Source organism: Calothrix sp. CCY 0018 (assembly GCF_963920925.1).
Taxonomy (GTDB): Bacteria; Cyanobacteriota; Cyanobacteriia; order Cyanobacteriales; family Nostocaceae; genus Rivularia.
Genome location: NZ_CAWUDI010000014.1, coordinates 140,978 through 155,706 on the forward strand (window position 1 = coordinate 140,978; position 14,729 = coordinate 155,706).

Below are 14,729 nucleotides of genomic sequence, written 5' to 3' on the forward strand. Positions count from 1 at the left end.
GGCTATCCAGAGTCAAAAATAAAGCCCACCTATGTGGGCTTTTTCGCTTTAGCTTGTGGGTATTTTATTTAATTACTAAACCCCTGAGAACAATACCGTCAAAGCTATACCTAAAATAATTGAAAAACCACCGACAACGAAAGACCAAAAACGGTGATAACTCTTAACAACGGTACCATTTTCACTTTTTAATTCAATCAAATCCATCCACGGTGCAACACCACGACGGAACCAGCCTACAGAAGCAACATTCATATTAATTAAGCTTTCTACTCGCTTCATTCCAAATAAGAAATTACCAATGGAACCAAATCGAGAAGCATAACGCAAATAAAGCATTCCGCTGGGATCTTGTATTTTCAAATCGGAACCAAATTTATAGCCAGCGTCACCTCGTCCAATTAATTTACCTTCAAGTTTTGCAGGACGACCGCGTAAAGGACTAGCATAAGGATCTGACATTAAAGTGAGAACGTCTGTTTCTACTGCTTTAGCGTAGTCGGGGTACATTACAAAGGCTTTTATCAGTACTCCAATTCCCAAACCAATTAACGGACAAGCAATCCATAAACCGGAATTTTGTACACCAGAACTTACAAGGATAATGCCGATCGCAATACCAACAAATAAACCAATCGTTTCCGCACCATAAAGGAAAATATCTGTGAAAAAACTACCGTAAAGCTTCTTTTTATTTAAATGCTTGCCTTCCCCTACTACTTTCCCCATATCGAATTCGGTTTCTAAACCCAATTGTTCGGCATAGGTACTTAAAGCACGGACTCTTTTACCCGTAAGAGGGTGAGTTGAACTCAACTCCATCAACCAACCCCAAGGATTAAACATATCCCAAAGAAATACTCGACCGATTTTTTCTGGTTGGGAAGCGATGCGGTAAGCGTTTCCTGTAGTCGCTGCGGCTTTAGCATCGTAAATACCCAAAGCGCGAGTTCCTTCTATTAAACGACTGGGTTCTTTTGCTCTCGAACCTTCTTCCACAATTCCGTAAGCTATCTTTACTAAAGCGCGAGATAAACCGTTGGGATTCCCCGTGGTTTCCGCTGCAAAATGATCTGCAAAATATTCTCTAGTGCGAGAAAGATACAGCAGTAAATAAGTACCAATAAAGTAAAAAATGTATGCGACTAATGAAGCTGTTTTCGCTGCATCTCCAAGTTTGCTATCACCCATACCGCGTACTAATGTTCTCGCGGTGACGTAAATCAAATAGCAGATTTGTACCAAAGTTGAAGCTACAGTCATTACTGCAAAGTCCCAATGGACGATGTGTCCGAGTTCGTGAGCGTAAACTGTAGCAACTTCATCATCATCAAGATAAGTAAAAAGACCCCTACTTACTACCAATCGAGCGCTATTAGGTAAAGATCCGTAAGTAAATGCCGTAGGGTTCTGGTCTTCAATGATTCCCAAACGCGGTGTTTTGATTTTTTTCTGCTGACAAACTCGACGAATAACTTCGATTGTTTGCGGACTCAGGTTTTCAATTTCTGCCAATTCAACCCAACGGGTTTTGTACAGCCAATTTTGGGTTAAATCCATCAAAAATGGAGATAAGAAAAAAGCCGCTACGTTGAAAATTATGGTGATGGCGATCGCAATTCCCAAACCTAAAATAGGATTCTCGCTATCGGCAATCAATACTATTCCCAAAGCCAATACCAGCACCATGCCAGACATCAAAGACATGGTAACAACAGACGCTAAAGCCAGATTTCCACCAACTCCCGCCATTGCTAACTTCACCCCAGCAGCACCTACAGCTTTTTTAGTAGCAACAGGATTTTCAGTAGTTTCAGTTTCCGGTGATGGGTTATTAAGCTTTTGGTACATCTTGCCAGCCCAATCACTGACTTTTTGATGTTCGCTTTGCATCAGCCTTTGGCATAGAACCAAAGCTTTTTCGATTTCTCCAGTAGCTTTATAGCCCCTAACCAACCACATCTGTGCCGTACAGTATTCAGCGGAACTCTGTTCGGCACAATTACGACAATATTCTTCTAAGATTGGAATCGCTTCTTGATAGCGCCCTTCTTTGGCTGCATCAAACCCAGCTTGCAATGACATAAAATTTTATCTAAATCTAAAAAGTAATCTTTGTTCGATTGATACTTAATAAATTCAGTGCTTGTCACCCTTATTCCTTAAAAGTTAATGTAAACATACGTAAACAGGAATATATAACTACTCCAGAACGAAACTTTATATTGATGTGGAATATATTTAGATGTAAGCCAATTGAAAGTATAAAATAATTGATAGCTGGCGACTGAAGTCGCTGCTACACAGGCAAAACCCACCTGCGTGGGTTTCAAATTTGATTTCGCAAATTATCATTTTGTAATTAGATCGTTGGTAGCTGCTAACTGTTAACTGTTAACTGTTAACTGTAACAGGTACTTTTTTCTCAGCCTTATTTTTAGCTGACAAACTTAAAGATTCACCGCTGCGTCTAGCTTCCCAAGGGCCATAATCCAAACTACTAATATTCCATTGCCCGTGGATATAATCTTCATCTTCAGAAATTGTGCCAACATATTCCACTGCATCGGGCGAAGAAGTAAAATAACTTTTAATAAAGCTAATCCGACGACCTACAACTTCACCACTTAACTTAGCTTCTCCCAAATAACTGTCATCTAAAACCCTGCCACTCAAACTATTCCCGCTTTGCAAAAGTACGATTTCAAAGCGAGTCGGATTTCCATGTTGCCAATAAGTTCCCAACCAAGTACCGTTTACATCAGACATAATCAGTGAGCAGTTAACAGTTATCAGTGAACAGTGAGGAGTTAGGAGTTAAGAGTTAAGAGTGAGTAGCAAGTAGCAAGTAAAATATTTTTTTTATTGTCTCCTTGTCTCTCATGCCCAATCCCCAATGCCCAATTACCAATTACCAATTACCAATTACCAATTACCAATTACCAATTACTAATTCAATTTTAAGAATGTTTGAAAATTACCGAAAGATTGTTCGCTGGCATTGGGTAGGTTTTTTGTAGAATCAAATTATGGGTTTTGGCTTGTTCTACTACGTCTTCTAAGTTACGTACTCCCCATTCCGGGTTTTGTTCTTGTAAATACTCGCTAAAGGCTGCATTGGAAGGTGCTGTATGTTCTCCACCTTGTTTATATGGACCGTATAAATACAGAATACCTCCGGATGAAAGTATACGACCAGCTGCTGCGATTAATCCCAAACAAGCAGACCATTTTGAAATGTGAATCATATTAATATTTACGATCGCAGTAATATCAGATATTTCCGATAGCACTTCCTTTTCGGCTTTCCAAATTGGCTGAGAAGCATCAATATCGAGGGGTTGGTAGAGATTTTCGCTTTGTGAATGTTTAATCCATGCGACGATACTTTCACGTAGCGAAGCATCAGGATCGGAAGGAATCCACTTTCGAGGTTTTAAGCGTGGTGCAAAATATGCAGCGTGTTCACCCGTACCGCTGGCAATTTCTAAAACCGTGCCAGTGGGTGGCAAAACTTCTAAAAGTACTTGTAAAATCGGTTCGCGGTTGCGCTCAGTTGCTAGTGCGTGTTTTCTTCCGTCCACTAATTTACTACTCTCCCCGAAAACGCTTGCTTTATTTAGCTTAGCTTATCATCTGTGGGAGAATGTACTTAATTGTTCGTATTGGTCAATCGTTAATCGCCCGCAGCCTCGAAGGCTGGGGCTACAGTTGCGAAGCCCCTTCGGGTATCTCCCAAGGGGAGACGCTTCGCTAACGCCCTTTTTGGGGGACGGAAACCGACACCCCTTTCCTTGACTCACCACGGTAAGGTGGGCTGGATTTTGGTGTGTTTTTCGGTGTTTTTAGATAAGTTGATGAATTTTATTGGCTGCATTGATTAATAAAGAGGATGCTGTTTCGATTTCTTGTTTGGTTGTAAATTTACCAATACCAATTCTTAATGCTCCTTCAGTTATATTCTCTGCAAGTTTCATTGCTTGCAAAACGTGAGACGAAGCTATTGTTCCTGACGAGCAAGAAGCACCTGTGGAAATAGCTAATTGCTGGCGTACTCTGGCAATAATGGCACTGTTGGGAATTCCAGCGATGGAAATATGTAAGTTACCTGATAGACGATTGTTTAAGTCTCCATTCACCGCTAAGTCTGGTATTTGAGCTTGCAGCGAGTGTTGTAACTTGTCTCGGAGGATTGCGTTAAGCGTTCACGCAGTGAGTCGTTAGACTAAGCTCACCGAAGGTATCGCTGTTTCATCTCGTTTCATTTCTAATCCTCTCAAGTGACAAGCTTCCCCTAAACCAGCAATTCCAGAAACGTTTAGCGTACCGGATCTAATTCCTTGTTGATGTCCACCACCATAAATAATCGGTTGCAGATGATAGCCTTTTTTAATTACTAATGCACCAATTCCTTTGGGAGCATAAAGTTTATGACCGGAAATAGCCAGATAGGTAATACCCCATTCTTGAAAGTGGATCGGAATTTTACCAACTGCTTGAGAGGCATCGCATAAGAAAGGAATATTGTATTTTTTAGCTATTAAGGCAATTTTTTGAATGGGATAAATAGTCCCTACTTCGTTGTTAGCAGCCATTATGCAGAGTAAGGAAGCACCATCAGAGCAAACTTTTTCCAGATGTTCTAAATTAATTTGAGCTTGTGAGTTGACTTTTAACCAAATAATTTCCACAAGTCCTTTTTTAGCTAATGCTTGGCAGGTATCCAAAACTGCTTTGTGTTCAACTGGGGAAACAATTATTTTTGAGGGAGTATTTTGTTGAATATGTCCTTGAATTACCAAATTAATACTTTCTGTTGCACCGGAAGTAAAAATAATTTCCTTTGCAGAAGCATTGGTTAATTCAGCTATTTGCTGACGGGCTTGTTTAACTGCTTGGGATGCTTCATCTCCATAACTATGGTCTACACTATTGGCATTACCGAAAGTATTAGTCATGTAGTACATTACTTTTTCCGCTACTCTGGGATCGACGGGAGTAGTTGAATGGTAATCAAGGTATATAGTTGTTCGGGGGTATGGAGGGTTAAGAGGGTTTTTTTTAGTTTACTGGGATGGGTTAAGTCAGCTTGTAGGAGTTGCAGCAATCGGAAAGTGGCACTACCTAATAGTTGTTGTAGTTTTTCTTCGTTTGCTTTTGATAGTAGGTAGTTGAAATTAAAATTTTAATTACTTGCTTCACTTTTATCTCAATCAATATTGTGAGGATTTAAGCGTAAACCCAATTAGCACTAAACCCCTGGTTACTTGCTAAAGTAATTAAAGGTTGAAGGTTTGTTTCATAAGCATTGGTAAGAATTTCTAAATTTAATAAATCTTCTGCTTGATTAACCTTTAAGTCCGAAACAAAAGACTCAATATCTTTTAACCATTTTTTTTCAGAAATATTGTTATGAGAAACTGTTAAACCTAAATACTGCAAGTTCACAAAAGCAGAAAAATATATTTGAGACGGTAAGTTATTAGATTTAGAAGAATTAACTGATGGTGTTGTTGGAATCAGATTCCACAGTTGGTCATGTGCTACAAATGACCAAGGTAAATAATGGTCTAATGAGATTTCATCTTTATTTAATTGAACTTGAGAGTAGATACATTTAATTTCTTGATGAGTTAAAACAGTTTGCCAATATTTAGTTTGTTTGCTTAAAGAATCTCTTTTTTGTGGCATAAATATTTTATTAACCACATTGGGAATATTAGGGTTTCTCTGCTGCATATACTTCAACCATTCCCAAGATGCCCAACCTCTAACTATTGTGTAGTTTTTTTCTAAATATTTAATCCAATCTGGATGTAAAATAATGGCGTTACAATCTTTCTGTTTTTCAGCGTTAAAACAGTATAGAGGTTTTTTGTTATCGAATTGATTTTTAGATAAAGTAATAATAGCCGGATTGACATCATAGTCTTTAAATCTTCTGGTTTCTTCATTATAAAAGGGACGAATTAAACGATAAGGAACATAATTACTAATAAAAGTTACAATATCGTTAATATTTTGATTACTAATAGCTGTACGTAAAAGTTTTTTGTCTGTATCCCTAAATTTTAAAATCGGTTCTGTAATTTCTAACTGAAGAGAATCTAGCTTATTCGCAATTTGGTCTTGCGTTCCGAAAGAGAGTTTAAAATAATTATGAGGATACCAAGCATTAGCCAGCATTTCAACAATAATCTCTTGAAAGCTGATAGGCGATACAATATCAAAATTTTCTCTTTTAAGAATATCTAATAAGGATAGAAAATAAAGGTATTTATAAGAATTGGTTGTTGATTCAAATAATCTTGATAATGTTGAAATGTCTAAACTATCATCATTTGGTAAGTTATACATTTTCTATAATTTAAAAGCCAGCTTATAGAAAGGTAAACTATTTAGTCAATATTCTCAATCCCCTTCCCCAATTGCTTCAATATCTTCAGCACCTCATAGAGTTCATTCTGTAAAGGCAAAAGCGAAAAAACACGAGAAATATCATATTGTGTTGTTCCCTGACGATTCAGCTTAAGAAAAAAGAATTCTCCCCCATTTGTTGCCATCGCAAATACGGGTTTTTTAGCATCTGGATTAGCCATCATGTAAGCTAAAGTTTGGGGAATTGCCATATCAAGATTAATTTCTGTCCCCTTGGATTCCAAAACCGCTATCCATAATTCTTTTGACACCACCAAAAAATCAATTCTTCCTCGCAATATTTCATCAGATACCTCACTTTCTGCTATTGATGTGCTAACTTCAACAGCAACTTCTCCTTGCATCAAATAAGGAGGATCGTAAAAACCTGCTAATTCTAGTAAAGGTGATAAAACTAATAAATTAACTAAACTCTCAGCTAAATTTCCATTCGCTCGGTGGTAGCGATATCTGGCTTTAATTCTGTCTAAGACTGCTTTCTCTGCATCGCTTATATCTACTAAATTTTCTCTCCATTCCGTGAAAAAATTGACATCCGCAGTACGAACTAAATTAAATTGCTTTTCTGCTTCCGCAATTGTGGTAATTCTTTTGGTCATTGCTGTTTGAGTCATTTGATTTTAGATTTTGATATTTTAAATTTTAGATTTTTTGGCATCTCTAATCGGATTTTAGGGGAACTATAAACTCAAGTTTAACGTTAGCGATAGTAAGGATAAAAAAATATCTTTTTATACTATCATCATGAAATCACTCAACTTACTCAAAACCTTAGCATTACTGACTTTATTTTCTACATCTGTTAGTATTATTACTACTATTCCATCTGTTGCAAATACACCAGCTACTACCAATATAAATACTCCACAATCAAAGCGATTTAAATTAACTTTATCAGGACATACCGAACCCGTTCGTGCATTAACATTGTCTCCCAACGGTCAAATTCTAGCTAGCGGTAGCGACGATAAAACAATCAAACTGTGGAATCCGACTACAGGTGTATTGCTGCGTACCTTAAATGGACATCGCGATCGCATTAAATCCATCATCATTACTCCCGATAATCAAACTGTAATTAGTAGCAGTTTCGATAACACGATCAGATTTTGGAATCCTCAAACTGGTGAGGAAATACGCAAAATAGGCGAAAAAACTGGCATAACTGCGATGCTATTAACTCCAGATGGACAAACTTTGATTTGTGGTAGTGGAGATAAAACAATCAAGTTTCGCAATCTCAAAACCAAAAAAATTGATCGGATACTCAAAGTCGAAACCACAGCACTAGCAATTAGCAGTGACGGAAAGACTTTATTTAGCGGGGGTGAAAATGGCGGGAAAATTCGCGTTTGGAGTATAGCCACAGGTAAACAGCTACGCAGCTTTACCCCACCACTACCCAAGCAATGGAACGGTTCCGAGCAAGCATCAGCCCCAATTTCACTTGCTGTGAGCGACGATGGTAAAATGCTCCTCAGTGGTGGATACGACGACAGCTTTCAATCCGGTGCGCTGGTTACAACTGACGGTAAAAGTTTCAAAGCTTGGGATTTGACAACCGGGAAGTTAATTCATAATACTTCCTTGGGTACAAGTATTAATGCCTTAGTAATTAGCCCTGATAGCAAAACATTTATGGCTGGTGGTTTGAATTCAGCAGCGATATTACGCGATATTAAAACCATTAAACCAGTCATGGAATTCACCGGACACGCTGGGGGAATTTATGGAATCGCATTAAGTCGCGATGGCAAGACCTTATATACTGGTAGCGGTGATAAATCAGTTAAAGTTTGGCAGATCAAACCTTAATTTATGTATCGAACAACCAAATTAAAGAATCAATATTTAAACTAACAAATGGACGATACTGGACTCGAACCAGTGACGTCCTGCTTGTAAGGCAGGCGCTCTACCAACTGAGCTAATCGTCCTTGTTGTGTCACTAATAAAATAATATAGCAAACTTTTTTGTATAACGCTAGTCTTTTGCAAACTTTTTTTTCATAAAATTTCCTTCATCGCTTGAAACCGTCTCTGTAGCTAGGATAATTGCTTTCCTTATTTGGTAACAACCACAGATGGACATTAAGTAGGGTGTGAGTGTACCTTGTATCATGTCAGCTTATTAGTTATGATTCGGGCGTTAGAGAAACCCCAGCCTTCCACAGAGGGGAGACTTAATTTATAGGTTTTGGTAATTAGTAATTGGTAGTTGCTAATTCCCATGCACCATTCCCCATTCCACATTCCCCATTTTCTTATTTTTATTATGCCCTCCGGTCAAACTCACGATCGCATTACAATCTGGGCTTTACCATTTATTGCTGGTGTCGCTTTTTGGCAGACTCGCAGCAGCAGTATCACTTTGATAATTGCTAGTGGGTTTATGTTTGGGGGATTGATGTTTGGCCCCGATTTAGACATTTATTCAATTCAATATCAGCGCTGGGGTTATTTCCGCTTTATCTGGCTTCCGTATCAAAAAAGTCTCCGCCATCGTTCATTTTTATCCCACGGACCGTTAATCGGAACAACCGTGCGGGTACTCTACTTATGCGGCTTAATTACAGTCGCGGGAATCTTAATTTTACTTGTTGCAGAAAAAATATTAAATATGACTTTGAACTGGCAGGAAGTAGCTCAAAATCTATTAGAAACAATCAACCTTCACTCAACGCAATTCTTAGCGTTGTTTATCGGATTGGAACTAGGTGCGATGAGTCATTCCATAAGTGACTGGTCAAATTCCGCTTACAAGCGTTTTAAAAGAAAAGGTATCGCTAGCTTACTACCCAAAAAGAAACCAAAAAAACGTAAACCCACTAGTAAATCCACCACCACCCGTCAAAGCAAATCTAACGTTAGGAGAAGGAGGTAGGCAGGATGGGGAGATGGGGGGATGGGGAGATGGGGAGATGGGGAGATGGGGAGATGGGGGGAAGATAACTGATAACTGTTCACTGTTCACTGATAACTGATTAATGGATACTTTAACGGCTTTGCAGGAATTGATTGATGTGGTTGCGAAATTGCGATCGCCTGATGGTGGCTGCCCTTGGGATTTAGAACAAACCCCTGAAACCCTTACCCCTTATGTTATTGAGGAAGCTTATGAGGTGGTTGATGCGATTAAAAGCGGCGATAAAAATCACGTTGCTGAGGAGTTAGGAGATTTACTTTTACAGGTAGTTTTACAAGCACAAATTTTTGGCGAATCTGGAGATTTTACGCTTAAAGAAGTTGCAGAGGGTATTACTCAAAAGTTAATTCGCCGTCATCCTCATGTTTTTGGTGATCTGTCGGTACAAAATGTTGATGAGGTGAAACAAAATTGGCAAGATATTAAGGCTGCGGAAAAGAGTGAAACCGTGGCAGTAAGTCAAAAATTTAGCAATAAGCTCAGTGGTTATACTCGCAAACTGCCGCCGTTAATAGCGACGATGAAACTTTCTAAAAAGGCTGCTGATGTTGGCTTTGAATGGGATGATATTGATGGTGTTTGGGAAAAATATGAAGAAGAATTAGGAGAATTTAAACAGGCTTTAGCGAAGGAATCACCAGAAAGACAGCAAGAGGAATTAGGCGATTTGTTGTTTAGCGTGCTTCAGCTAGCGCGATGGAATAATTTAGATCCAAGCGAAGCTTTACAAGGGACAAACAAACGATTTATTCAGCGATTTCAGAAGATGGAAACTTTCGCCGAACGTCCGCTTTCGGAATATAGTTTGTTAGAGTTGGAAGCGCTTTGGCAGCAGGCAAAAAAAGAGTTGAAGGGTAATGGGTAATTACCAATCACGGAGATTTATAACTCGCAACTCTCAAAATCAATTCACCTTCTTCCGGATTCTGACTAAATATAAATGCCCCAGTCTCTTTCTCTCTTCTAGATAAAAATTCGATTTGTTGTTCCCCTGTTTCCTCTATTTTTCCGTTTATACGCAATTCGGCTATAACTTGCACCGAAGCTGCTGTTTCTCCTCCTTTATTGACTACCTCGAAAGGTATGTAATATTGTCCGTTGATTTTTCTTAGCGGTTGATTGTTGGTGACAACAAGGAGGGGTGGTTTCTGCGACGGTTGTTTTATCCAGGTGAAGCTTACCAAACCTACAACCCCAATAAGAATAAATGAAGCAACGCTAAATGTTATCCATTCGGCTACTGTACGTTTTTGCTGTTGCTTGTTTTCTAAAGTTCGATCTTGAGTTTGATTTTGAGGTTGATTCATATCGCCAATCTTCCCGCAGCACCACCAATAGTTGTGGGTAATCCTAATATAATGCTATGCTCAAGCCAAATTGTCCAAGGATCGCTCCAAGTCAATTTTTGAAAAAACCATAGCATTATAGCTGCTGCTATCAACGATACTAAATAGCAAATCATAGTTTCGCTAAACGGTTTTTGAAATATACCTTTATGTTGTCTGCGCTTATCTTGTGCGGAGAAACCTGCTTGAAATACAATCGCGTAGGAAATTAATATAGAAGTGGCAATAATTGCTAACAGCCAAGGTTCGGATACTGCTGCTGCAAGGGTTGCAATTTCATCCGTTGGGGCAATATTGAAACCTATAACTATTGCACCAATCAAGGTTGCACTTAAATCGCTAAAAGTCGAGTTGTTCTCAACTAAATCATCTTGTCTGCTGGTTCTATTATCGGGTGAATTAGTGCCGTTTTCACCTAATAATTGATTAGCTAATGCAACACCCAAACTAAAAGGCACGCTTTCGTAAACAGTCTTTCCCAATGCTTCTTTAAGGGAAACTCCAGGAGATAATTCTCGCAACAGTAACAATACAAAAGCGGAACAAACTAAACCAATTCCCATTGCTTCTATTGTTTCGGTGATTTCTTGGTAGCTACGATTGAAACGTTTGGGTTTACGAAAACCTTCAGTACGCATAAGAAGATAAACAACGAGAAATGTTAATACCAGTGCTATCAACATCATTGCTGGTGTAGCAGATGAACCTATCCACCATACTTCCATCGTATAAAGTAAGGGAATACCGAATAAAAAACCCCCACATCCGCCTCTAACGATGTCATTAATCTCACTTCTCCAGATATTTTTTTGCTGTTTTCTCTTAGAGTTATTTCTATATTTGCCGCAGTTTTTTTTTAACGGATTTAATTTCATCTGCTACATCATTTGAATTTGCTTAAAGTGTCGTTTGATGCTGTCGCTTCTAAAACGCAAATATTATGACTTAAAAGCTTTAAGTTAATAAAAGTTTATTAAGCGATTATTGTCATATTATCATCAATAGTCGTTTTCTGAAGCTGTAAATTGGTTTAACGCAAATAAATATCACTGCTTCGCAAAAAGCTAGCTTTTAAGCCTAAAAGAATAGTTTAAATGTGGTTAATCTATTTGGTTGAATAAAATTACAAGTTAATAAAGAATGTTTTTAAATATTGAAAAGACTATTTTAGCTTTATAATATACTAAGCATATTTTGATTTTAAAAGCAGTAGGGAGTAGGAACTAAGGAATACAAAAATCAGAAACTCAGATTTTTGAAAAACCGGATTTATTTTTATTTAGTATAATTAACTTTGTATACAAATATTTATTTAACAGCCATACTCGCGAATTTTACTTAACTCGAACCAAGTGCGATCGCCAACTATTCCATCTGCAACTAATCCGGTATGCTGTTGCAAATCTTTGATAGCATTTTCAGTAACTGTACCAAAATAGCCAGTAATCTCAAATTGAAAAAACCCAGACCACAAAAGCCTTTCCTGAATTTTTTCCACTAATTCGCCTTGACTGCGTTTTTGTAACAAAGGCATATCTACTGGGGCACCTTTATACAAACATTGCCAAGTATTTTCATCAACTATTCCGTCTTCTGCTAAAAACATCCAGTAATCGAAGCAGTTAACAGCGGCCGTAGTTTGAGGCCCAAATATACCATCGACTTTACCAAAGTAGCATCGCCAATGCTTTAATAATTCTTGTAATTCTGTTACGGCTTTCCCTGTATAACCTTGCTTTAATACAGGTTTCTTTAGCTGAGATTGAGTAGTTTTAAAGTTGTAGGTGGAAGTCATAGAAGTTGGAGGTAGTGATTGATTAGTTGATGTTTGAACTGCTGTATTTGATGCCGAAGGCTTAAATTAAAAAGATATATAAATAATGATTTTAGTAGCTTGAAGGTTCACTAAAATGTAAGCTAAAATTCTATTTAGCTTATCAAAAATTAACCGTATTCTTTGATTAAGAACTGTTAATTCCTAACTGTTGACTGTTAACTATGAAAAAAAATTATTTCGACATGGAAGGCTACAAAAGCCAGTTTGACCATTCCGGATACAGAATAAAATATTTTTGAAACAGAAAAAATACCTATTTGTAGGATATAGCGCCGATAGAGAATTACTTTCAAATCATTAAAAACATTTATCTTTCATATTTCATACTTCATTCTTAATATTTCCCGTTCGCAGCTACGATAAAAGATAAGACTGGGTTTCTCATCAAGACACAAATTTTTCTTATGACAGTTCTTACTTATAATTCGGATTTAATTCTGAGTGCCAAACAAACTCGGCTTGCTGCAATGAAGCTAGCGGTTTTATCTACTGCTGCAAAAAACGAAGCTATTGAAGCGATCGCCACTGCTTTGGAATCAGCACAAGATGAAATAATTCAAGCAAATATTGCAGATTGTGAAGCAGCCGAAAGCGAGGGAATTGCCAAACCACTTTACAAGCGCTTGCAGTTGGACGAACATAAATTAAAAGATAATATTGTCGGAGTAAGGGATATAGGTAAACTTTCCGATCCTGTTGGCAGCATTTCAATTCATCGCAAACTAGACACTGGTTTGATTCTCAAGCGTGTAAGTTGTCCTTTAGGAGTTTTGGGGATAATTTTTGAAGCACGTCCAGAAGCGGCAATTCAAATTGCGTCTCTAGCGATAAAATCGGGTAATGGTGTAATTCTTAAAGGTGGAAAAGAAGCGATTCGTTCTTGTGAAGCAATAGTTAAGGCTATAAAAAAAGGATTATCTCAAACTACAGTTGACCCAGATGCGGTACAGTTATTAACTACCAGAGAAGAAACTCTAGAACTTTTGAAGTTGGATAAATATGTAAACTTGATTATTCCTAGAGGCTCAAATTCTTTCGTACAGTTTGTTCAGCAAAACACTACAATTCCGGTATTGGGGCACGCTGACGGAATTTGTCATCTATATATTGATAAAGCCGCAGATATTGACAAAGCGGTAAATATTGCAGTTGATTCTAAAACTCATTATCCAGCAGCTTGTAATGCCATCGAAACATTACTGGTTCATCAAGAGATTGCATCAAGTTTTCTACCCCAGGTAGCAGAAGCTTTACAAAAATTAAACGTAGAATTGCGCGGAGACGAAGCAACTCAATCGATTTTATCCAACATAGTACCCGCAACAGAAGAAGATTGGGAAACAGAATACAGTGATTTGATTTTGTCAATAAAAGTTGTTGATTCTTTACCCGAAGCCATAACTCACATCAACGAATACGGTTCCAAACACACCGACGCAATAGTCACAGAAGATATAGAAGCAGCAGAAAACTTTTTATCCTTAGTAGATGCAGCAGGAGTTTACCATAATTGTTCCACCCGTTTTGCAGACGGTTTCCGCTACGGCTTCGGTGCAGAAGTTGGAATCAGCACCCAACAAATACCACCTCGCGGCCCAGTTGGTTTAGAAGGTTTAGTAACGTATAAATATAAAATGATAGGCAACGGCCATGTCGCGAGCAATTATACTGGCGAAGATGCCAAGCCGTTTTTGCATAAAGATTTATTACAGTGAGCAGTTAGCAGTGAACAGTTAACAGTTAACAGTTGTTCAATGCCCTATGCCCTATCCCCAACTACCAATTTCCAATTATCAAAGAAAAAGGCGAGAAATAAGTTAAATTACCCTTACTTCCCGCTTCAAACATCACCTTGAGCATATTTTCGATTGACAGACTTTGATAGTTATTTCAGCACCCTAATCTAAGCTAAGTAGACTTATTAATTTGAATAATAGATCCAAAAAAGTCTTACCTGTTGCCACTTTGGCAAAGCGATATTAATTTAACGATAAAGAACAGATGTACAAAGTATGTCAGCCCTGGATTACGTTAAATACCCACATTTAGCTGATATTAAAATATGGGCATTAAATGAGAGGGAGATGGGGAGATGGGGAGTAATACCCAATTTCCAATTCCCAATTCCCAATTCCCTGTTCCCTACTCTTAACCAATTGTTCGCTGATAACAGAAACTAATG

At 38.0% G+C, this 14,729-nt stretch carries 14 protein-coding genes and 1 tRNA gene; 4 read left to right on the plus strand and 11 right to left on the minus strand.

Annotation, left to right across the window (positions count from 1 at the left end):
• Positions 1–75 precede the first annotated feature (75 nt).
• The 7 genes from ACM03V_RS12735 to ACM03V_RS12765 form a co-directional block, all read right to left on the minus strand.
• Positions 76–2,085: a M48 family metalloprotease gene (locus ACM03V_RS12735; RefSeq protein WP_414621148.1), complete on the minus strand. Its 2,010-nt coding sequence runs from the start codon at positions 2,083–2,085 to the stop codon at positions 76–78.
• Between the two features lie 309 nt (positions 2,086–2,394).
• A complete protein-coding gene (locus ACM03V_RS12740) occupies positions 2,395–2,769 on the minus strand; it encodes a hypothetical protein (protein WP_414621149.1) in 375 nt (124 codons plus the stop codon).
• Positions 2,770–2,960: 191 nt separating this feature from the next.
• A complete protein-coding gene (locus ACM03V_RS12745; RefSeq protein WP_414621150.1) occupies positions 2,961–3,584 on the minus strand; it encodes a DUF938 domain-containing protein in 624 nt (207 codons plus the stop codon).
• A gap of 261 nt (positions 3,585–3,845) precedes the next feature.
• Positions 3,846–4,139: a hypothetical protein gene (locus ACM03V_RS12750; RefSeq protein WP_414621151.1), complete on the minus strand. Its 294-nt coding sequence runs from the start codon at positions 4,137–4,139 to the stop codon at positions 3,846–3,848.
• Between the two features lie 81 nt (positions 4,140–4,220).
• Positions 4,221–4,967 carry a cysteine desulfurase family protein gene (locus tag ACM03V_RS12755; RefSeq protein ID WP_414621152.1) on the minus strand — a complete coding sequence of 249 codons (747 nt, stop codon included), beginning with the start codon at positions 4,965–4,967 and terminating at the stop codon, positions 4,221–4,223.
• 262 nt (positions 4,968–5,229) lie between these two features.
• Positions 5,230–6,357: an HNH endonuclease domain-containing protein gene (locus tag ACM03V_RS12760; protein WP_414621153.1), complete on the minus strand. Its 1,128-nt coding sequence runs from the start codon at positions 6,355–6,357 to the stop codon at positions 5,230–5,232.
• Positions 6,358–6,398: 41 nt separating this feature from the next.
• On the minus strand, positions 6,399–7,052 hold the full coding sequence (locus tag ACM03V_RS12765) for a type I restriction endonuclease subunit R (protein ID WP_414621154.1): 654 nt from the start codon (positions 7,050–7,052) through the stop codon (positions 6,399–6,401).
• A 130-nt stretch (positions 7,053–7,182) separates the two neighbouring features.
• Here ACM03V_RS12765 and ACM03V_RS12770 point away from each other — a divergent pair, with 130 nt between their 5' ends.
• Entirely contained in the window at positions 7,183–8,253 is a 1,071-nt protein-coding gene (locus ACM03V_RS12770; protein ID WP_414621155.1) for a WD40 repeat domain-containing protein, read from the plus strand.
• A 49-nt stretch (positions 8,254–8,302) separates the two neighbouring features.
• Here ACM03V_RS12770 and ACM03V_RS12775 read toward each other — a convergent pair.
• Positions 8,303–8,375, minus strand: a tRNA-Val gene (locus ACM03V_RS12775).
• Between the two features lie 338 nt (positions 8,376–8,713).
• Here ACM03V_RS12775 and ACM03V_RS12780 point away from each other — a divergent pair.
• Both ACM03V_RS12780 and mazG read left to right on the plus strand, forming a co-directional pair.
• Positions 8,714–9,322 (plus strand): metal-binding protein, encoded by a 609-nt coding sequence (locus ACM03V_RS12780; RefSeq protein WP_414621156.1) that lies wholly within the window; start codon positions 8,714–8,716, stop codon positions 9,320–9,322.
• Between the two features lie 103 nt (positions 9,323–9,425).
• Complete coding sequence (gene mazG / locus ACM03V_RS12785; protein ID WP_414621157.1) at positions 9,426–10,229, plus strand: nucleoside triphosphate pyrophosphohydrolase; 804 nt, start codon at positions 9,426–9,428, stop codon at positions 10,227–10,229.
• Positions 10,230–10,236: 7 nt separating this feature from the next.
• Here the strand turns inward: mazG and ACM03V_RS12790 are convergent, their stop codons facing one another.
• The 3 genes from ACM03V_RS12790 to ACM03V_RS12800 all read right to left on the minus strand — a co-directional run bounded on the left by ACM03V_RS12790 (position 10,237) and on the right by ACM03V_RS12800 (position 12,505).
• Positions 10,237–10,671, minus strand: a complete 435-nt coding sequence (locus tag ACM03V_RS12790; RefSeq protein ID WP_414621158.1) for a TIGR02588 family protein — start codon at positions 10,669–10,671, stop codon at positions 10,237–10,239.
• Positions 10,668–11,585 carry a TIGR02587 family membrane protein gene (locus tag ACM03V_RS12795; RefSeq protein ID WP_414621159.1) on the minus strand — a complete coding sequence of 306 codons (918 nt, stop codon included), beginning with the start codon at positions 11,583–11,585 and terminating at the stop codon, positions 10,668–10,670. The genes ACM03V_RS12790 and ACM03V_RS12795 overlap by 4 nt, the downstream gene beginning before the upstream one ends.
• Before the next feature lie 437 nt (positions 11,586–12,022).
• On the minus strand, positions 12,023–12,505 hold the full coding sequence (locus tag ACM03V_RS12800; RefSeq protein WP_414621160.1) for a peptidoglycan-binding domain-containing protein: 483 nt from the start codon (positions 12,503–12,505) through the stop codon (positions 12,023–12,025).
• Positions 12,506–12,951: 446 nt separating this feature from the next.
• On the opposite strand from ACM03V_RS12800, the gene ACM03V_RS12805 reads away from it, so the two are divergent.
• Complete coding sequence (locus tag ACM03V_RS12805) at positions 12,952–14,262, plus strand: glutamate-5-semialdehyde dehydrogenase (RefSeq protein WP_414621161.1); 1,311 nt, start codon at positions 12,952–12,954, stop codon at positions 14,260–14,262.
• Positions 14,263–14,729: the final 467 nt, after the last annotated feature.